Below are 18,001 nucleotides of genomic sequence, written 5' to 3'. Positions count from 1 at the left end.
CCGGCCATCACTCACGCGGCTTGCGCGCGTGCACGGCCCGGCCCATGCGCCGGCCCAGGAGTACCCAACCCAGCAGCGCGCCCGAGGTGTTGAGGATGACATCGTCGATGTCGAAGGCCCGCCCGGTGATCAGGGCGCCCTGCGCGAACTCCACGAGCAGCATCACCGTCGCGGTCAGCAGCAGCACCGGCAGGACTTTGCGCGCCCCCGGCGCGACGACCGGAACCAGTACGCCGAACGGCACACCGATCAGCACGTTGCCGCCGATCTGCTTGACCGCCTCCCGCGTCCCCGCCCCTTCCAGGTAGGCCCGAAGCGAGCTTCCCGGACGCAGATTGCTGTGCGCGATGGAAGCCGACGCGGGCGACGGCTCCAGCGTCAGCTGCGCCAGGACGACAGCGAACGTCACCATGAAGGCGAAGGCGCACAGCATCGCCAGCAGCCGCAGCGGCCAGGCCAGCGGCCGGCGGACCCCTCCGGCCCGCCGCCCGCCGGCCCCGGACCGGCCCTTGCGCGGGCGGAAAACGGTACGCGGACTGATCACCACACGGGCCATGCCGGTCCTCCCGATCGTCAACTGCCTTGCCTTGTAGGCCGGTTACCCGCGAACCGGCCGAGGATGCCCTGCCCTGCGTGGGGCCGGCGTCGCGGAGGTCCGCGTGGGCCCGCCGCGGCCGTGGACGATCGGGCGCGCCAGGGACCACGGGGGAGCGCGGCGTGGGCCTGCTCAGGGCCCGTACGTGACGTGCACCTCCTTGAAGCCGAGGGACGTGAGCAGGCCTTCGAGCATCCCGGTGGTGTTGGCCTCGGCCCGGGCCGTCAGGCCGCTGTCCTTCGCCGCGTCGGCGATGTGCTTGACCGCGAGCCGCTGTACGGCCTGTTCGCTGTTGGGGTTGTCGGAGAACAGGTCGCCCAGACGGTCGAGCAGACCGCGCTGCTTGGAGACGGCGTAGGAGTGGTCCGCGTCCAGGGCCGGGCGGCCGAGCCGTGCGTGCGGCAGCCGCAGCGTGGCCGAGGTGCGGTCGCCGTCGACCGTCACGTCCTTGTCGCCGAGCCGGCCGAGGTCCACGTAGGCGTCCACGGTGCCGGCCCCGACGTAGAGGGTGCGGGTGCCGCGGATGGCGTCGGGCAGGTACTTGCTGTCCTTCTCCAGGTCCACGACGACCTGGAAGTTGCCGGAGGCGGCGTCGTAACGGCTGAGGTCCTGGATCGACTTCAGGAGCGCGGGGCCCGAGCGGTCGTGCGTCTCGGTGCCGAACAGGTCCTTGATGCCGGGCAGCACGGCCAGCGCGACACCGGCGAACAGCAGCGCCGGCACCACCACGACGGCACTCACCGCCTTCGCCCAGCCGGGCATGCGCCGGGTGGCTCGCTCGGGGGGAGTCGTCATCCCACGGTTCTCCTTCCTCCCTCCTGAGAATGCCCGCCAAATCCGTGGCCAGACAGACCAGTTGGCCGGGCACGGGGCGGGGAGGGGTCGTGGGGGCCCGCCTGGCCCCGGCGGCGTACCGCGGCCCGTCAGCGGGCGATCAGTAGCATGAGCCGGGAGCCGGAAATGATCAGCGAGGAGCGGATCGTGCGAGACATCGCGGTGTTCAGCGGCAGCGCCCACCCCGACCTGGCGGCGGAGGTCTGCGCCCATCTGGGTGTGCCCCTCAGCCCGGCGCGGGTCAGCCGGTTCGCCAACGACTGCCTGGAGGTGCAGCTCCGGGCGAACTGCCGGGAGCGGGACGTCTTCCTCATCCAGCCGCTGGTCAAGCCGGTGCAGGAGCATCTCGTGGAGCTGCTGCTGATGTGCGACGCGGCCCGCGGCGCCTCCGCCGGGCGGATCACCGTCGTGATGCCGCACTATTCCTACGCCCGCTCGGACAAGAAGGACGCGCCGCGTATCTCGCTGGGCGGCCGGCTGGTGGCCGATCTGCTGGTCGCGGCCGGCGCGTGCCGTGTGCTGGCGATGACGCTGCACGCCCCGCAGGTGCACGGCTTCTTCTCGGTGCCCGTCGACCATCTGCACGCGCTGCGTGAACTCGCCGAGCACTTCCGGCAGTACGACCTGTCCCGCACCACCGTGGTCTCCCCGGACCTGGGCAACGTCAAGGAGGCGGCCGCGTTCGCCCGGATGATCGGGGCCCGGGTGGCCGCCGGGGCCAAGCAGCGCTACGCCGACGACCGGGTGACCATCAGCTCCGTCATCGGCGATGTGGCCGGGCGGGACGTCATCGTGCTGGACGACGAGATCGCCAAGGGCAGTACGGTGCTCGAACTGCTCGACCGGCTACGAGAGTTGGGGCCCCGCTCCATCCGCGTCGCCTGCACCCACGGCCTGTTCGCGGCGGGTGCCCTCAAACGGCTGACCGAGCAGAGCGACGTCCTGGAGATCGTGTGCACCAACACCGTGCCGGTGCCGGTGGGGGACGAGGAGCACCGGGCCCACAAGGACAAGCTGCGGATCCTGTCCATCGCCCCGGCCCTCGCGGAGGCCGTACGCCGCATCCACAACGGCGAGTCGGTCAGCGCCCTGTTCGACGCACCGCCCACCGAGTAGCCGTAGTCGGCTGCAATTCGGAGACATATGTCAACCGAACATGCTGGAATTCACTCCTACGAGGGTAACTTGCTGAGCAAGTAGGGGTGTTGGGCCCCAAGGGTCGGGGGATGCTGTGATCTCCGGGCCCGTCGTACTTGGAGCCGGTTGGAGGGGAATGCCGTCGTGCAGCAGGATCCTGCGCCGCCGTTCACCCGGCATCTGCGCGTCCATCGGGACCGCGGGCACACCGTGCTGGAGTTCCGCGGCGAGATCGACATCGCCGCGGAGGCGCAGATCGCCCCCCACATCGACCGGGCCACCGCACGGCCCGGGGCCCGGGTCGTGATCGACCTGAGCCGGGTGGACTTCTTCGACTGCTCAGGACTGCGCCTGCTGTACCGGGCCCGCGGCCGGGTCCTCGACCACGGCGGAGAGCTGCACCTGGTGTGCACACACCCGCTGACCCTGCGCATCCTGAAGGTCACCGGGCTGTCCCGGCTGCTGCCGCCGCAGCCGACGCTGGAGGCGGCGCTGGAACAACACGGGGCCGCGTCCGGCTCCGTGTGACCGGGGGGATCGCCGGACCGTGTGCCCGGTCACCGGGCGTCAGTCCATCAGCAGGACCAGCTTGCCCGTGGTGCGGCCGGTTTCGCCGAGCTCGTGCGCCCTGGCGGCCTCGGCCGGCCGGAAGGTACCGGCGATCGTGGCGCGCAGCCTGCCCTGTTCGACGAGCTGCGCGATCGACTTCATGCCGTGGTGGTCGGCGTCGACGAGCATCCGGACCGCCCGGACGCCGAGCCGCTCGGCCTCGTGGTAGAGCTCGTCGGAGCCGACCGGCAGGATCGACACCAGGAGGCCGCCCGGGCGCAGCACCCGCAGCGAACGGAGCGAGGTGTCGCCGCCGAGGGTGTCCAGCACGACGTCGACGTCCCGTACCGCCTCGGTGAAGTCGGTCGAGCGGTAGTCGACCGGCTCGTCCACACCGATGCCGCGCAGGAAGTCGTGCTTGCCCGCGCCGGCGGTGCCGAAGACGTACGCGCCGCGCGCCTTGGCGATCTGCACGGCCACATGGCCGACTCCTCCGGCCGCCGCGTGGATCAACACGCGCTGTCCCGCTTGGAGATCCGCCCGCTCCACCAGCGCCTGCCACGCGGTCAGCGACACCAGCGGCAGCGCGCCCGCCCCGGTGTGGTCGATCGCGTCCGGCTTCGGCGCGAAGGCCCGGGCCGGAGCGGTCACGTACTCGGCGTGGGAGCCGTGGCCGAACGGGTACGGCAGCATGCCGAAGACCTCGTCCCCGGGCCGGAAGAGGGAGGCTCCGATGCCCGTCGCCTCGACCACCCCGGAGACGTCCCAGCCCAGCACGAACGGCGGTTCGCCGAGGAAGCCGCCGTTGGCCCGGTGTTTCCAGTCCGTGGGGTTCACCCCGGCGGCCCGCACCCGCACCAGCACCTCGTTGGGCCTGGGCACGGGCCGCTCCAGTTCGATTTCCCGCAGCACCTCGGGACCGCCGAGGACGTCCTGACCGATCGCGCGCATCGTCTCCATGCGGTTCATGGTGGACGAGCCTGCCCGCGCCCGCCCGCTCATCCGGCGGCGCGTCCCGCGGGTCCGGGCTCTCCTTGTGCTGCCACCGCCTGACGGGTGGCCGGTTCCGCCGGGGTTCGTCCGCGGCGCGTGCCTGAATCCGCGGGGCCGGGACATCCGGGAGGAAGAGGTGGAGGGGCAGCCACGTCCCGCCGCCGGACCCTACGGAGGAGAAATGTCACTGGTGAACGCGGGCGTCGTGGTGCTCGACTGCGCCGAGCCCGAGAAACTCGCCATGTTCTACAAGGAGTTGCTCCAGGCGCGGGAGACGGACGTGACCGCGAACCTGGTGCAGATCAGGGCCGCCGACGGACTGCGGCTCGCCTTCCGCCGCGACGCGAACGCTACCCCGCCGAGCTGGCCCCGCCCCGAGAACTCGCTCCAGGCGCACCTGGACTTCCTGGTGGAGGACCTGGACGCGGCCGAGCGCCGAGTCGTCGAACTCGGCGGCCGCCCCGTCGAAGCCAAGGACGCCCCCGGCCCGTACGAGGAACGCGGCTGTTCCGACCCGGCCGGTCACACCTTCACCCTCCGCCGCGTCCCCCAGGCCGGCCCCAAACAGGGCTGACCGAGACAGGCGGCGGTGTGGCCGGCCGCCCCCGCCGGCCACCGCCCCCGCGGGTGCGGTCACCGGGCTTCCACGGGGGCGTGGGTCAGTCGTGGTCGTCCCTGACCTTGGCGGGCCAGACGCCGAGCGAGCGCTCGACGGCGGTGGCGCCCGCCCGGTCGACGGCACTGCGCACGACGGCGAAGATGGCGCCCTGGACGGCCGCGGCGAGCAGGATCTCGCCCCAGCGGCGGTCCTCGTCGAGCGCCTCGGGGACCTCCTCCTCGTGACGGATGGCCTTCCACGTCGCGCGGAACGCCAAGCCCGCCAGCGTGCCGCCGACCCAGCCCAGCGCGAAGCCGACGGGCTGGTAGGCGAGCGGGATCTTGTGCTTCTTCTTGGCCATCGGTGTCTCCTCTGCGGGTACGGGGGTCGCCGGTGCGGTCGACGGGGCCGTCAGGGCCGGCCTCGCGGCGGAACCTCCTCGCCGGGCCGTACGGGACCCGGAGGGGTCCCGTCGCCGAACGGGCGCCCGCCGAGCTCCTCGCGGTGATGCGGAGTCAGCCATCCGGACAGGTCCGGCCCGAGCGGCACGATCCGAGTCGGGTTGAGGCCCGTGTGCACCTGGTAGTAGTGCCGCTTGATGTGGTCGAAGTCGACCGTGTCCCCGAAACCGGGAGTCTGGTACAGGTCCCGGCTGTACGCCCACAGCACGGGGTTCTCGGCGAGCTTCCACAGATTGCACTTGAAGTGGCCGTGGTAGACGGCGTCGAACCGGACCAGCGTGGTGAACAGCCGGATGTCCGCCTCGGTGATCGTGTCGCCCACGAGGTAGCGCTGCCCGGCCAGGCGGGACGCCAGCAGCTCCAGCCGCCGGAACACGCCCGAGCAGGCGGCCTCGTACTCCTCCTGGTTCGAGGCGAAGCCCGCCCGGTACACGCCGTTGTTGACGTCCTCGTACACCTCCGCCATCACCGTGTCGATCTCGTCGCGCCGCGCCCGCGGGTACAGGTCCGGCGCGCCGGGCCGGTGCAGCGCGCTCCATTCGGCGGCGAGGTCGAGCGTGATCTGCTGGAAGTCGTTGGTGACCAGCTCGCCGCTGGGCACGTCGACGACCGCGGGCACGCTCACCCCACCGGGGTAGCCGGTCTCCCGCCGGTCGTAGGCCTCGCTGAGGAAACGGATCCCGAGTACGGGATCCCGGCCGTCGGCGTCGAGTGTGAAACGCCAGCTCCGGTCGTCCTGGATCGGATCCACGACGGCCAGCGACAGGGCGTCCTCCAGTCCCAGCAGCCGCCGGGAGACCAGTGACCTGCTCGCCCACGGGCAGGCACGGCTGACGACCAGCCGGTAACGCCCGGCCTCCACCGGCCAGCCGTCCCGCCCGTCGGCGGTGATCCGGTCCACGAAGTGGCTCTTGGACCGCTTGAAGGCCTTGTGGCCGTAGGCGTTGTTGCCCTCGCCCCCGCCGCTCATGTGTCCTCCCTGCTCGACGGATGTCCTGGTGAACACGTTCCCCGAAATCCGCCGGCGGCACGGCGTGGGCCGCGGTGGCCGGGGAGCGAGCGGGCACGAAGGGGCCCCGCCGCGACGGGGGAGCGCGGCGGGGCCTGACAGACGCATGCCCGGACGGGACGGGCTCATGCCTCCCGGCCGGACTTTCTCGCGCGGCTCAGTTCCCGGCGGCCGGTTCCAGCACGAAGACCGGGATCTCCCGCGAAGTCTTCTCCTGGTACTCGGCGTACGGGGGGAACGCGGCCACGGCCCGTTCCCACCACCGCGCCTTCTCCCCACCGGTCACCTCACGGGCCGTCATGTCCTGCTTGGCCGGACCGTCCTGGAGCTCGACGCGGGGGTCGGCCTTGAGGTTGAAGTACCAGAACGGGTGCTGGGGCGCACCGCCCTGGGAGGCCACCACGGCGTACTGCCCCTCGTGTTCCACGCGCATCAACGGTGTCTTGCGGATCCTGCCGCTCCGAGCGCCCACGGTGGTCAGCAGGATCACGGGAAGTCCCGTGTCCAGCAGCGTCGTCCCCTTGGTGCCGCCGGAGCTCTCGTACAGCTCCACCTGCTCCCGCACCCACTGGGTCGGGCTGGGCTCGTACTCGCCCTCAAGAGCCATGCCGGCCGTCCTCTCGTCGCATTCCCTGACTGATGGTGCAACGCCATTCAACATCCGCACCCCCACGATTCATCCCCACCGCGCCCACACCGCCGGCCGGGCATGCCGCGTCGCCTCGCGGGCGGGCCGGGTCCCTCGTGGACGCATGGCGTCCGTTGCCGGCGGACTGCGTCGCTTGCAGGTGGGGGAGCCTCTCGCTGCGGGAGGGTCTCGTTTCGTGCAGCGGGCCGTGTTGCCTTGCGGGTGTACGGCGTTCTCCGCTGGTGGGGGAGCGTGTGCCCGTGGGTGGCCCGTGTCCCGCGTGGGCGGGCTTCGTTCCGTCCGGGGGGCCGCGCCCCCGTGGGCGCACGGCGCCCTCCGGGCGGACTCCGTCACCTCACTGGCGGACCGCGTCGCCCCGCGGGCACAAGGCACCCCCGGGCCGGCCTCCCCCTGTGGGAGGGACGCATCCCTTGGAGGAGGGTCCCGTCCCCGTGGGTGCACCGTGGGCGGGGCGCTCATCCCGTTGGCAGCAGCATTCGCAGCGCCAGTGCCGTGATCACGGTGCTGGACGCCAGGGTCGTCACCAGCTGTCCCCGGGAGCCTGTCAGGGCGCGGCCGAGCAGGGCGCCGCCGCTCGCGAGCAGGAGTTGCCAGCTCGCGGAGGCGGCGAGGGCCGCCAGTACGAACACCGCCTGCTGGGACGGGGGCGCGGCCTGTGTGCCGCGGGTGCCGAGCACCAGCGCCGCGAAGTAGACCAGCGTGGTGGGGTTGAGCAGGGTGATCCCGAGCAGCGCCAGGTACGCACGGGCCGGGTTCACCGGCGGCGGGGCGGCCCGGGCGGCGAGCCGGTGCCCGCGGTACCGCCGCACCGCGCCGACCGCGCCCCGGACGGCCAGCGCTGCGAGCAGCAGGGCCGACGCCCAGCGCAGCGGCACGAGTACCGGCCGCAGCGCGGCGGCCAGGGCCGAGCCGCCGAGGGTGGCGAGCAGGGCGTAGAGGCCGTCGGCCGTCGCCACGCCGAGCGCGGCGCACACACCGGTCCGCAGGGACGTACGGGCGGTCAGGGTGACGAGATAGGTCGCGACGGCGCCGACGGGTACGGCGATGCCGTAGCCCGCGAGCAGGCCCGCGACGAGCGCGGCGCTCACGACCGCGGCGGACCGGGCCTCTGGGGACGGCCGGGCTGCTGCTGGGACCGCGCGGAGAGATCGGCGGCGGACGGCAGCGGCGGGAACACATCGGTCGTGGACATGGCCGGATCCTGCAGCCCGCGCCGTTTCGGCGGCAACCGAATTACGATGCGGAATGGGTGGTTCCCAGCCAGATGCCGTAGGTCCCCGATCTGGCCGAACTTCATGTCGTGCCCTAGGTGCCCCGGGCATCTAATGAAGATCGGCACGACGCATCCTTCGTCTGCGAGGTCTTCCATGACAGACCTGACCGAACTGTCCGAGCCCGTCTCCTTCCCCCAGGACCGGGCCTGCCCCTACCACCCGCCCACCGGGTACGACCCGCTGCGCACCGCCCGGCCACTGGCCCGCATCCGGCTCTACGACGGCCGCCCGGCCTGGCTCGTGACCGGCCACGCCGTCGCCCGGGACCTGCTGGTGGACCCCCGGCTGTCCACGGACCGCACCCGCTCGGGTTTCCCGGCCACCACGCCCCGCTTCGCCGCGGTCCGCGACCGCAAACCGGCGCTCCTGGGCGTCGACGACCCCAAGCACCGCACCCAGCGGCGGATGATGATCCCGAGCTTCACCCTCAAGCGCGCCACCGAGCTGAGGCCGCGCATCCAGGAGATCGTCGACGAACTGCTGGACGCGATGATCGCGCAGGGACCGCCCGTCGACCTGGTGCGCGCCTTCGCGCTGCCGGTGCCGTCCATGGTGATCTGCGCCCTGCTCGGCGTGCCCTACGCCGACCACGAGTTCTTCGAGGAGCAGTCGAGGCGGCTGCTGCGCGGACCGACGGCCGAGGACACGCAGGACGCCCGGGACCGGCTGGCGGAGTACCTGGAGGAGCTGATCGACCAGAAGCGTCGGCAGCCCGGCGAGGGCCTGCTGGACGAACTCGTCCAGCAGCGGCTGCACGAGGGTGAGCTGGACCGCGAGGAGCTGACCGCGCTGGCGATGATCCTCCTGGTCGCGGGCCACGAGACCACCGCCAACATGATCTCCCTGGGTACCTACACGCTCCTGCTGCACCCCGACCGGCTGACCGAGCTGCGCGCCGACCCCTCGCTGCTGCCGGACGCGATCGAGGAACTCATGCGGATGCTGTCCATCGCGGACGGGCTGCTGCGCCAGGCCACCGAGGACATCGAGATCGCCGGGACCACGATCAGGGCCGGGGACGGCGTGGTCTTCTCCACCTCCGTCATCAACCGCGACGAGGAGGTCTACCCGGCGCCCGACACTCTCGACTTCCACCGTTCGGCCCGCCACCACGTCGCCTTCGGCTTCGGCATCCACCAGTGCCTCGGCCAGAACCTCGCCCGCACCGAGCTGGAGATCGCCCTGCGCACGCTCCTCGAACGGCTGCCCGGGCTCCGGCTCGCCGCCCCGCCGGAGGAGATTCCCTTCAAACCCGGCGACACCATCCAGGGGATGCTGGAACTCCCCGTCAGCTGGTAAGAGGCTGCCTTCATGCACATCGAGATCGACAAGGACCGCTGCATCGGCGCCGGACAGTGCGCCCTGACCGCGCCGGGTGTGTTCACCCAGGACGACGACGGCTTCAGCGCCCTGCTGCCCGGCCGGGAGGACGGCGCCGGCGACCCGCTGGTCCGGGAGGCCGCCCGGGCCTGCCCCGTGGGCGCCATCACGCTGTCCGAGGACGAGTAACGGGCCACGCCGGCCACCGGTCCGCCGCGGGACGCGGCGGTCGGCGGGCCGGCTGCCCGTCGTGCCGCCCCGTGGCCCCGGCGGCGCGGGATTGACTAGGGTTCCCGGGTGAGCGAACAGGCCCAGAAGCCCTCCGGGGCAATGCCCGGGGCGAAGTCCGGGGCAGCGTCCGGGAAACCCTTCCTCTACGTCGTCGTCTGCGCCGCCGGCATCGCCGAGGGCGTCAGCAAGCTGATCACCGCCGCGCAGGAACGGGGCTGGGAGGTCGGTGTCATCGCGACCCCGGTCGCCATGGGCGGCTTCTTCGACACCGCCGGGGTCGAGGCGCTGACCCGCCGCCCCATACGGTCGGCCTGGCGCACGCCGGCCGACCCGCGCCCGTTCCCGCCGCCGGACGCCGTGGTCGTGGCGCCCGCCACCTTCAACACGCTCAACAAGTGGGCCGCCGGGACCGCCGACACGCTCGCCCTGGGCACCCTGTGCGAGACGTACGGCCTGGGCGTCCCGGTCGTGGTCCTGCCGTGCGTGTCCGACACCCTCGCCGCCCACCCCGCCTACCGGGAGAGCCTCGCCCGCCTGCGCGGGATGGGCGTCCGCTTCGGGGAGCCGTTCTCCGGCGAACCGGCGCGGGACGGCGGCCGGCCCGCGTTCGGCTGGGAACGGGCACTGGACCTGCTGGACACGTTTCCGACGCGGACGCCCGCGGGCCGCCCCGGCTCGTGATCGGCGACCGCACCAAGAACAGGAGCAGCAACGATGCAGTACGCAAGGCTCGGTTCGACGGGCCTCGAGGTGTCGCGGATCTGTCTGGGCTGCATGACCTACGGCGTGCCCGGCCGCGGCACGCACGAGTGGACCCTCGACGAGGAGGCGTCACGCCCGCTGATCCGGCAGGCGCTGGAAGCGGGGATCACCTTCTTCGACACGGCCAACGTCTACTCCGACGGCACCAGTGAGGAGATCGTCGGCCGCGCGCTGCGCGACTTCGCCCGCCGGGACGACATCGTGCTCGCCACCAAGGTGCACGGCCGGATGCGGCCGGGACCCAACGGCGGCGGGCTGTCCCGCAAGGCGATCATGACGGAGATCGACCACAGCCTGCGCCGGCTGGGCACCGACTACGTCGACCTGTACCAGATCCACCGCTGGGACCCGCACACGCCGGTCGAGGAGACCATGGAGGCGCTGCACGACCTGGTGAGGGCGGGCAAGGTCCGCTACATCGGGGCGAGTTCGATGTACGCCTGGCAGTTCTCCAAGGCCCAGTACACGGCCCTGCTGCACGGCTGGACCCGCTTCGCCTCCATGCAGAACCACTACAACCTGCTCTACCGCGAGGAGGAGCGGGAGATGCTTCCCCTGTGCGCGGACCAGGGCGTCGGCGTCCTGCCGTGGAGCCCGTTGGCCCGCGGCCGCCTCACCCGCGACTGGGGCACCACCACCGGGCGCAGCGCCACCGACGCCTTCGGCGGCCGGCTCTACACGGAGGGCGACCGCGGCATCGTCGAGGCCGTCACCCGCGTCGCCGGGGACCGCGGGGTCCCGCGCGCCCAGGTCGCCCTCGCCTGGCTGCTGCGCCAGGACACGGTCACGGCGCCGATCGTCGGCGCGTCCAGGCCGGAGCACCTGCGGGACGCGGTGGCCGCGGTCGAACTGGAGCTGAGCGACAAGGAGGCCGAGGAGCTGGAAGGGCCGTACACACCGCACGCCGTCAGCGGTCACTGAGGGCGGCAATTGCCCTGTGCATCGGTCAGTAATCGCATTCCATCCACGGGAATTGACAATTCGTCAACACAGGGTGCCGGGAGCGTTATGCACAAAACCGCGTGATCCCTTGTTGCTCGCCGCTGGCCTGTGCAAAGGTGTGGCCAGTCGGCGAGCAGGCCATGGGCCCACCCTCTGCGCGGTGGACGTTCGAGATGCCGACACGCCTTTCTGGGACGGATTTTTTGGTACGGACCAAATCCGCGGTGTGTATGGAGGAATGCGGCCGTGAAAGACCCGGGCACGTCCAATTCCCCCACGTCACCCGGTCCGTTCGGTACCACGGACGAGCAGTTGAGCGCCGAACTCCGGAAGTGGACAGGTACCTCGCCCGCTCTGCTGCCCGTCGGTGAACTCCTCGACCGGCACTGGGAGTCGGCCTTCGCCTACGCACGGCTGTGCGCCGACGGCCCGCATCCCGCGGGCATGCTCACCACCGCGGCCTTCACCCGCCTGTTCGGCGAGTTCCTGCGGCAGTCCGGGCCGACCGCCGCCTGGCGGCCCCAACTGCTCGTCACCGTACGCCGGATCGCGGCGGAGTGGAGCGCGGACCACCGCCAGGAGATGCTGCACCCGGAGTTGAGGGCCGCGGGCGCCGACGGAGAGCGGATCGCCGCGCGGCTGCTGCCGCCGGGTGACCGGCGTCTGCTGTCCCGTGCGTTCCAGCGGCTGCCGCAGACGGGCCGCGCCCTGTTGTGGCACGCGGAGGTCGACGCCGAACCCCTCGCCGTCCCGGCCCGGCTGCTCGGCCTCGACGAGGAGGACGCGCGCGTCGAACTCGGGCGGGCCCGGGAGCGGTTGCGCGAGGAGTGCCTCCAGGTGCACCGCGAGGTCGCACCCCGGCAGGAGTGCCTGCTCTACCTGCGGCTGCTCGACGTGACCTACCGGCGCGGCGGCGTCCACGTCGACCCCGATCTGCGCACGCACCTGGCCGGCTGCACGCACTGCCGGCACACCGCCGACCAATTGGCCCAGTTCAACGCGGACCTGGGTGGCGCGCTGGCCGAGGGAGTCCTCGGCTGGGGTGCCCGCGCCTACCGTGCCTCCCGCCTGGCCGGTCCCTCGGCCCTGACGGAACCGGAACACCCCGCGCCCGCCGCCGAGTCGGGGCCGGTCGCGTCCGCCGGGGGAGGGCCGTTCGCGTCGGGGCCGGTCGCGTCCGCCGGGGGAGAGCCGTTCGCGTCGGGGTGGCCGGAGACGCCGGGCGGGGTCGAGCCTTTCGCGCCGGATCCGTCCGGTCCGGTGGCCGCCGGTCAGGCCTACCCGGCCGGGCGGCCCGACGGCCCGGGCGGCGCCTTCGGCACCGACCCGGCGGGTGGGCCCGCCTCCGAGATGTCCGCCGCCGCGCCCTTCGCGGCCCCCGTCGCTGCCGAGCCCTGGGGTTCCGCCCCGCCGCCCGCCACCGCGGCCGTCGGCCCGGCCTCGCGTGCGGCACCGGCCGGTCGCGGTACCGGGGCCGAGCCGGCCTCTGCCGATCGCAGGGCGCCAACGCCGGACACGGAGCCGGTGCCGGCCGGCCGCGGCGCCGCGGCAGCGGGACCGGGGGACGGGGTGGCGTCGGCGGGCGGGACGGCCGGGGGCCGTGCGGCCACGCGGGGGCGGTCGGCCCGGAAGGCGGCGCGGCGGGCGCGGCAGCGGAACCTGGTCATCGCGGTGGCGACGGTGAGCGGGCTGGTCGTGCTGCCGCTCACGCTGTGGGCGGTGCTCGGCTCCGGGGACGGAACCCCCACACGCGCCGAACAACAGCCCTCCGGGCCGCCCGGCACCGGCGCCTCGGCCTCCGGACCGTCGTGGACCGGAGCCGGGACGGCGGCCAGGGGCACCCTGCGCGGACGGTTGCACAACGCCGCGTCCGGACTGTGCGTCGACGTCGTCGGCGAGAAGGCCGTCGACGGCGCGGAGACCGAGCTGGCGGCCTGCTCCTCGGCCCCCGGCCAGCAGTGGGTGTACGAGACCGACGGCCTGCTGCGCAGCGGCGCCGCGCCCGGCCTGTGCCTGGACTCCCACCTCGGCTACTCGGTACGGCTCGCCCCCTGCGTGGCCGGCTCCGGATCCGGCGCCAGGAACATCCGCTACGACTTCACACTTCAGGGCATGCTCGTACCCCGTTTCGACCAGGACCTGGCCCTGACGCCCGCCGCCACGGACGGCGGTGGCGCCCTCGTGCTCAAGACCCGCGCGAAGAACGACACCCAGCGCTGGGCGATGGACTCCTCCGCGCCGGAGCTCCAGATGGAGGTCGTCAACTGGGACCTGGACGGCGGCTCGTCGGCCCGGCCCGGCCCCGGACCATCGGAGCCTGCGACACCGGCGGAGACGCCCGCCCCGGCCCGCAGCGCGCCCCGGACGACCCCGTCGCCCACGGCCGGCGGCGCCGAGCCGTCCGCCACGGACAGCTGTTCCTCCCACGGCCACCCCTGTTCGTGGGACGACCGGAACAGGCGGCACCGCCACGGAGGCGGCCGCTGAACGACGTCAGCGGTGGTGCGGCGGCGGTGGAGGGGGCATCGTCGTGAGGTCCGGCGCCGCCTCCGGCCACACCAGCAGCACCGCGCAGGGCGCGTGGTCGACGGCGAACCGCGCGGCCGGACCCAGGCTGTGCGGGCCGAGCCGCTCACGGTCGCCGTCACGGGCCAGCACCAGCAGGTCCGCGTCCTCCGCGGCCGCCACCACCTCGCGCTCCACCCGCCCGCGCCGCTCCATCCGGGTGCACGGCCGCCCGAGCCGGGTCGCGGCGGCCTCGAGCAGCTCGGCCGCCGACGTACCGCCGAGGTCCGTCAGCAGGTCGCCCGGGTCGCGCTCGGCACGGCCGCGGCCGAGCAGCCCGGCGAAGGCCCCGTGCGCCACCGCGGGCACCTCCGGCCCGCTGACGTGCAGCAGGACGACGTCCGACGCGTGCGGAGCATGGGTGCGCACGGCGTCCACACAGGCGGGCCAGGTGCCCTCCACCAGCCAGGTGATCACACGCATCCGGTCGGCCTCCTTCCGTGTCACAGCACCGTCAGCGCCCCCCACAGTGCCACCACGGCCGGCACGAGCGCGGCCGGCACGGCCAGCAGACCCAGCCGGGTGAACTCCTTGAGGTCCACACCGTGTTCGTGCTGGTGCACGATCCGCCGCCACAGCAGGGTCGCCAGCGACCCGGCGTAGGTGAGATTCGGGCCGATGTTGACGCCGAGCAGCACGGCGAGGACGGCCCCCGGCCCGGTCGGCGAGGTCAGCGGCAGCAGGACCAGCACCGCGGGCAGGTTGTTGATCAGGTTGGCGAGGACGGCGGCCAGCGCGGCGACGGCGAGCAGAGCGAGCAGTCCCGTACCGCCGGGCAGGAGGTGCCCGAGGGCACCGGCGAGACCGTTGTCGACCACCGCGCGGACCACGATGCCCAGGGCCAGGACGAAGGCGAGGAAGGACGGAGCAGCGGCCCGCACCACGCTCAGCGCACTCGCCCTGCGCCGCAGCAGCGCGCGCCCTGCCAGTACCAGCGCCCCCGCCAGGGCGGCCCACACCGGTGCCACGCCGAACGCGGAGGCCACGACGAACCCGGCGAGCGTGCAGGCCACGGTGACCAGGGCGAAGAGCGGCAGCTCGGGTGTCTCGCCGGTGCGCGGCGAGGGCACCGCGGCGGCCAGGTCGCGGGCGAAGAAGCGCCGGAACACCACGTACTCGGCTCCGATCGCCACCAGCCACGGCAGCGCCATCAGCGCCGCGAACCGGGTGAAGCTCAGCCCGCTCGCCGCGAACGCCAGCAGGTTGGTGAGGTTGGAGACGGGCAGCAGCAGCGACGCCGTGTTGGACAGATGCGTGCAGGCGTAGACGTGCGGCTTGGGCCGTACGCCGGTGCGAGCGGCGGTGGCGAACACGACCGGCGTCAGCAGCACGACCGTGGCGTCCAGGCTGAGCACGGCGGTGATGGCGGACGCCAGCGCGAACACGGCGGTCAGCAGCCGCACCGGGCGGCCACGCGCCCGGCGGGCCATCCACGCCCCGCAGGCATGGAACAGCCCCTCCACGTCGCAGAAGTGGGCGAGCACCAGCACCGCGGCGAGGAACCCGACCACCGGTCCCAGCCGCTCGGCCTCGGCCCGCGCGTGGTCCAGCGGGATCGCGCCGGTGGCGACGCCGATCCCGGCGGCGGGCACGGCCATGACCGCCTCGGGCCAGCCGAAGGGACGGACGACGGCCCAGGCGAGCACGGCGACGAGCAGGACGACCGAGAGGGCCTCGGCCAGCGGGGTGTTCAGAGCGGTGTTCCTCAGGACGTGACCGATGGTGCCCGCCCATCAAAGCAAAGGGCCGTGCCGGACCTGCGCGGGAGAGCGCCGCCGACGGTACGGGTCAGGGCTCGGTGCCGGGGCTGAGAACCGTCAGGAACACCGAGGAGGCGTTGCCGCCCACGGGCACCTGGCCGGCCGTCCACCTCACCGTGAGGTGGTCGCGCTCGTCCGGCGGTGTGACGATCAGCGAGGCGGGCGTCGCCGTCCTCGCCCCGCTCACTCCGGGGTTGGAGAAGGTCAGCCCCGCCCAGGCGCTCTGGCCGGGCTTCAGCGTCACCGTGGTGGGGGTGCCCGAGGACCGCTTCGGGTCCGGGCCCAGCTGCCTGCCGGAGGCGTCCACGAAGGCGGCGCCGGGATAGCCGTGCACGGTGCAGGTGCGGCCGGAGGTGTTCGTCAGGACGACCGGGAAGTTCTCCTGCCCGGCGCCCGGGTTCTCACGGCCCACCGACGCCCTGAGTTCGGAGGTGTGACAGCGGGTGCTCGTGGCGGGGGCGGGGGTGCCCCCCGTGTGCCGGGCTGTGCCCGGGGCGGAGCCGGTGGCCGTGCCGCTCGGGGGCGCGGCGCCGCCGCTGGGCGCGGAGCTCGTGGCGGGAGCCGTGCCGGGTGCCGTCCCGGCGGTGGCGCCGCCGGTCGCGGGCGCGGCGGTGCCGGACACCTTCTGCGGAGCACCGCTCGTGCCGTTGCCGTTGCCGTGGCCGCAGGCGGTCAGCGGCAGGCCCAGCAGGGCGACCGCGCCGACGAGCAGGGCCGCCCGGCGGGCGGACGGGGACTTGTGCGCCATGTTCCACACTCCTGGGTCGCTCGCACGCGGTGACCGCGTGCCTACGGCGCCGGGTGCGCCGTCCTGAGTGTCCGATGCACGGACCGGGCGAAAAGTTCGCGGCCGGCCGCACCTTTCTCCCGGTGACTTCTTCCCGCGCGGACCCCGGCCGGCTCTCACCCGTACGGGGTCAGGTGACGCGCAGGGATCCCAGTACCCGGTCGGTCGCGTCGCCGCCGCCGCGCTGACGGATCTGCACGTACACCTGCGGCTGCCCGCCGCCGGCCGGGACCAGCGCGGTCTCCGTGAGCCGGCCGCCGCCGGGGCAGTCGCTCCAGGCCCGGATCCGGCCGTGCCACCGCCCACCGGTGTAGGCGCGGGCGCCGTCGTAGTGGCAGCCCGGGTGGCCGAGCGCGTCGACCCGGGTGGTGACGTCGCCGTGCTCGCTCAGTCCGGCGAACACCCCGCGCACGTCGGCCCCGAGGTCCTGCCACCGGGTCAGGTCGTCGGCGACGGCGAGCCCCGGCTCGTGCCCGGCGGGCAGCCCCAGCGCCGCGGGATCCCAGCCGGAGTCGCGCAGTTGGCGCCCCCAGCCGTCGGGCACCCGCACCGCGATCCGGCCGGTGGCGTCCTCGACGCCCACGCCGGACGCCGGGGACGGCCGGTTCACCAGGGCGAAGGCGGCCCCGGCGACGGCGACGGCCGCCACGGCGGCGGCCAGCGCGACGGTCCTGGACCGCCCGCGCGGACGGACGGCGGCCGCCTGGGCCGAGGCCAGCCGTTCCAGCTCGTTTGCGAACGCCTCGGCGGTGGGCCAGCGCCGCTCCCGGTCCGGTTCCAGGGCCCGCATCAGGGCCCGGGCGACACCGGGGTCCAGGCCCGGCCGCAGCCGCTCGGGCCGTACCACCGCGCCGGGCTCGGCGGGCACCGTGCCCGTGACGAGCCGGTAGCCGACCGCGCCCAGTCCGTAGACGTCCGCCCGCGCGTCGATGCCCGCGCCGGGCCCGGCCTGCTCCGGCGGCCGGTACCCGGCCGAACCCGCCGCCAGGGTCAGCCCCGAGGCCTGCGCCAGGCTCTTGGCGAGCCCGAGATCGGCGAGCAGCACCCGGCGGGTGCCGTCCGGCGCGGTGCGCAGCAGCACGTTGCTCGGCTTGACGTCCCGGTGCACGATGCCCGCCTCGTGCAGGGCGTGGGCGGAACGGGCGGCCAGCGCGGTCAGCCGCAGGGCCTCCGGCACCGGCAGCGGACCGGCGTCGAGCAGGTCGGCGAGGGTGCCGGCGTCGGCGTACTCCATGACGAAATACGGTCTGCCGTCGGGCAGTTCACCGATGTCGTAGACCTGGGCCACCCGGGACGAGCCGGCCCTGCGCAGCAGCCGTGCCTCGGCCAGGAACCGCTCGCGCACGTCGAGGCGGTGGGACCAGTTCTCGGCGAGGACCTTGACGGCCACGGGGGCCTCGAGCTCGTCGTCGTGGGCGAGCCACACCGTGCCGAAGGCGCCCGTGCCCAGGCGCCGTTCGAGCCGGTAGCGGCCGATCCGCTCGAGGGAGTGCATGCGACTATCATGCCTCCCCGGGATCGACGCAAAGGGGGCC

Annotated in this window: 19 protein-coding genes; 8 read left to right on the top strand and 11 right to left on the bottom strand. The window is 73.6% G+C overall.

Annotation, left to right across the window (positions count from 1 at the left end):
* Positions 1 to 7: 7 nt before the first annotated feature.
* Together TNCT6_RS00620 and TNCT6_RS00615 are read right to left on the bottom strand one after the other, a co-directional pair.
* Positions 8 to 556 (bottom strand): VanZ family protein, encoded by a 549-nt coding sequence (locus tag TNCT6_RS00620; RefSeq protein ID WP_141355514.1) that lies wholly within the window; start codon positions 554 to 556, stop codon positions 8 to 10.
* Between the two features lie 171 nt (positions 557 to 727).
* On the bottom strand, positions 728 to 1,390 hold the full coding sequence (locus TNCT6_RS00615; RefSeq protein WP_141355512.1) for a DUF4230 domain-containing protein: 663 nt from the start codon (positions 1,388 to 1,390) through the stop codon (positions 728 to 730).
* 186 nt (positions 1,391 to 1,576) lie between these two features.
* On the opposite strand from TNCT6_RS00615, the gene TNCT6_RS00610 reads away from it, so the two are divergent.
* Together TNCT6_RS00610 and TNCT6_RS00605 are read left to right on the top strand one after the other, a co-directional pair.
* Complete coding sequence (locus TNCT6_RS00610) at positions 1,577 to 2,545, top strand: ribose-phosphate pyrophosphokinase (RefSeq protein ID WP_141365895.1); 969 nt, start codon at positions 1,577 to 1,579, stop codon at positions 2,543 to 2,545.
* Between the two features lie 165 nt (positions 2,546 to 2,710).
* Positions 2,711 to 3,094, top strand: a complete 384-nt coding sequence (locus TNCT6_RS00605) for an anti-sigma factor antagonist (RefSeq protein WP_141355510.1) — start codon at positions 2,711 to 2,713, stop codon at positions 3,092 to 3,094.
* Positions 3,095 to 3,133: 39 nt separating this feature from the next.
* Here the strand turns inward: TNCT6_RS00605 and TNCT6_RS00600 are convergent, their stop codons facing one another.
* Positions 3,134 to 4,084: an NADP-dependent oxidoreductase gene (locus tag TNCT6_RS00600; protein ID WP_172632756.1), complete on the bottom strand. Its 951-nt coding sequence runs from the start codon at positions 4,082 to 4,084 to the stop codon at positions 3,134 to 3,136.
* Between the two features lie 205 nt (positions 4,085 to 4,289).
* On the opposite strand from TNCT6_RS00600, the gene TNCT6_RS00595 reads away from it, so the two are divergent.
* The gene (locus TNCT6_RS00595) at positions 4,290 to 4,682 is read left to right on the top strand and encodes a VOC family protein (RefSeq protein WP_141355506.1); all 393 of its coding nucleotides are present in this window, start codon (positions 4,290 to 4,292) and stop codon (positions 4,680 to 4,682) included.
* Between the two features lie 85 nt (positions 4,683 to 4,767).
* Here TNCT6_RS00595 and TNCT6_RS00590 read toward each other — a convergent pair whose 3' ends face one another.
* The 4 genes from TNCT6_RS00590 to TNCT6_RS00575 form a co-directional block, all read right to left on the bottom strand.
* Positions 4,768 to 5,067, bottom strand: coding sequence for a DUF4235 domain-containing protein (locus TNCT6_RS00590; protein ID WP_141355504.1), 300 nt, complete (start codon positions 5,065 to 5,067; stop codon positions 4,768 to 4,770).
* 50 nt (positions 5,068 to 5,117) lie between these two features.
* Positions 5,118 to 6,137, bottom strand: coding sequence for a glutathione S-transferase family protein (locus TNCT6_RS00585; protein ID WP_141355502.1), 1,020 nt, complete (start codon positions 6,135 to 6,137; stop codon positions 5,118 to 5,120).
* A gap of 196 nt (positions 6,138 to 6,333) precedes the next feature.
* Positions 6,334 to 6,783: a nitroreductase family deazaflavin-dependent oxidoreductase gene (locus tag TNCT6_RS00580; protein ID WP_141355500.1), complete on the bottom strand. Its 450-nt coding sequence runs from the start codon at positions 6,781 to 6,783 to the stop codon at positions 6,334 to 6,336.
* Positions 6,784 to 7,280: 497 nt separating this feature from the next.
* A complete protein-coding gene (locus tag TNCT6_RS00575; protein WP_141355498.1) occupies positions 7,281 to 7,913 on the bottom strand; it encodes a LysE family transporter in 633 nt (210 codons plus the stop codon).
* A gap of 279 nt (positions 7,914 to 8,192) precedes the next feature.
* Here TNCT6_RS00575 and TNCT6_RS00570 point away from each other — a divergent pair, with 279 nt between their 5' ends.
* The 5 genes from TNCT6_RS00570 to TNCT6_RS00550 all read left to right on the top strand — a co-directional run bounded on the left by TNCT6_RS00570 (position 8,193) and on the right by TNCT6_RS00550 (position 13,841).
* A complete protein-coding gene (locus TNCT6_RS00570) occupies positions 8,193 to 9,398 on the top strand; it encodes a cytochrome P450 (protein ID WP_141355496.1) in 1,206 nt (401 codons plus the stop codon).
* Positions 9,399 to 9,410: 12 nt separating this feature from the next.
* A complete protein-coding gene (locus TNCT6_RS00565) occupies positions 9,411 to 9,608 on the top strand; it encodes a ferredoxin (RefSeq protein WP_055571498.1) in 198 nt (65 codons plus the stop codon).
* Between the two features lie 141 nt (positions 9,609 to 9,749).
* Positions 9,750 to 10,331, top strand: coding sequence for a flavoprotein (locus TNCT6_RS00560; RefSeq protein ID WP_141365893.1), 582 nt, complete (start codon positions 9,750 to 9,752; stop codon positions 10,329 to 10,331).
* A gap of 33 nt (positions 10,332 to 10,364) precedes the next feature.
* Positions 10,365 to 11,333, top strand: coding sequence for an aldo/keto reductase (locus tag TNCT6_RS00555; protein WP_141355494.1), 969 nt, complete (start codon positions 10,365 to 10,367; stop codon positions 11,331 to 11,333).
* A 267-nt stretch (positions 11,334 to 11,600) separates the two neighbouring features.
* Positions 11,601 to 13,841: a ricin-type beta-trefoil lectin domain protein gene (locus TNCT6_RS00550; RefSeq protein ID WP_141355492.1), complete on the top strand. Its 2,241-nt coding sequence runs from the start codon at positions 11,601 to 11,603 to the stop codon at positions 13,839 to 13,841.
* Positions 13,842 to 13,847: 6 nt separating this feature from the next.
* Here the strand turns inward: TNCT6_RS00550 and TNCT6_RS00545 are convergent, their stop codons facing one another.
* The 4 genes from TNCT6_RS00545 to TNCT6_RS00530 form a co-directional block, all read right to left on the bottom strand.
* Positions 13,848 to 14,342, bottom strand: coding sequence for a universal stress protein (locus TNCT6_RS00545; protein WP_141355490.1), 495 nt, complete (start codon positions 14,340 to 14,342; stop codon positions 13,848 to 13,850).
* Positions 14,343 to 14,362: 20 nt separating this feature from the next.
* Positions 14,363 to 15,565: an arsenic transporter gene (locus TNCT6_RS00540; protein WP_253265971.1), complete on the bottom strand. Its 1,203-nt coding sequence runs from the start codon at positions 15,563 to 15,565 to the stop codon at positions 14,363 to 14,365.
* A gap of 142 nt (positions 15,566 to 15,707) precedes the next feature.
* Positions 15,708 to 16,427, bottom strand: coding sequence for a DUF4232 domain-containing protein (locus tag TNCT6_RS00535; RefSeq protein ID WP_141355488.1), 720 nt, complete (start codon positions 16,425 to 16,427; stop codon positions 15,708 to 15,710).
* A 169-nt stretch (positions 16,428 to 16,596) separates the two neighbouring features.
* Complete coding sequence (locus TNCT6_RS00530; RefSeq protein ID WP_141355486.1) at positions 16,597 to 17,961, bottom strand: serine/threonine-protein kinase; 1,365 nt, start codon at positions 17,959 to 17,961, stop codon at positions 16,597 to 16,599.
* Positions 17,962 to 18,001 lie beyond the last annotated feature (40 nt).

This window comes from Streptomyces sp. 6-11-2, from assembly GCF_006540305.1.
Taxonomy (GTDB): domain Bacteria; phylum Actinomycetota; class Actinomycetes; order Streptomycetales; family Streptomycetaceae; genus Streptomyces.
Note: the sequence above shows the minus strand (reverse complement) of the source record. Positions and strands in the feature narration are given on the sequence as shown.

Bases quoted from the DNA above. Each gene is read 5' to 3' on its own strand.
- TNCT6_RS00620 (WP_141355514.1), bottom strand. From the start codon at position 556: ATGGCCCGTGTGGTGATCAGTCCGCGTACCGTTTTCCGCCCGCGCAAG.
- TNCT6_RS00615 (WP_141355512.1), bottom strand. From the start codon at position 1,390: ATGACGACTCCCCCCGAGCGAGCCACCCGGCGCATGCCCGGCTGGGCG.
- TNCT6_RS00600 (WP_172632756.1), bottom strand. From the start codon at position 4,084: ATGAACCGCATGGAGACGATGCGCGCGATCGGTCAGGACGTCCTCGGC.
- TNCT6_RS00595 (WP_141355506.1), top strand. From the start codon at position 4,290: ATGTCACTGGTGAACGCGGGCGTCGTGGTGCTCGACTGCGCCGAGCCC.
- TNCT6_RS00590 (WP_141355504.1), bottom strand. From the start codon at position 5,067: ATGGCCAAGAAGAAGCACAAGATCCCGCTCGCCTACCAGCCCGTCGGC.
- TNCT6_RS00585 (WP_141355502.1), bottom strand. From the start codon at position 6,137: ATGAGCGGCGGGGGCGAGGGCAACAACGCCTACGGCCACAAGGCCTTC.
- TNCT6_RS00580 (WP_141355500.1), bottom strand. From the start codon at position 6,783: ATGGCTCTTGAGGGCGAGTACGAGCCCAGCCCGACCCAGTGGGTGCGG.
- TNCT6_RS00570 (WP_141355496.1), top strand. From the start codon at position 8,193: ATGACAGACCTGACCGAACTGTCCGAGCCCGTCTCCTTCCCCCAGGAC.
- TNCT6_RS00565 (WP_055571498.1), top strand. From the start codon at position 9,411: ATGCACATCGAGATCGACAAGGACCGCTGCATCGGCGCCGGACAGTGC.
- TNCT6_RS00560 (WP_141365893.1), top strand. From the start codon at position 9,750: ATGCCCGGGGCGAAGTCCGGGGCAGCGTCCGGGAAACCCTTCCTCTAC.
- TNCT6_RS00555 (WP_141355494.1), top strand. From the start codon at position 10,365: ATGCAGTACGCAAGGCTCGGTTCGACGGGCCTCGAGGTGTCGCGGATC.
- TNCT6_RS00545 (WP_141355490.1), bottom strand. From the start codon at position 14,342: ATGCGTGTGATCACCTGGCTGGTGGAGGGCACCTGGCCCGCCTGTGTG.
- TNCT6_RS00535 (WP_141355488.1), bottom strand. From the start codon at position 16,427: ATGGCGCACAAGTCCCCGTCCGCCCGCCGGGCGGCCCTGCTCGTCGGC.
- TNCT6_RS00530 (WP_141355486.1), bottom strand. From the start codon at position 17,961: ATGCACTCCCTCGAGCGGATCGGCCGCTACCGGCTCGAACGGCGCCTG.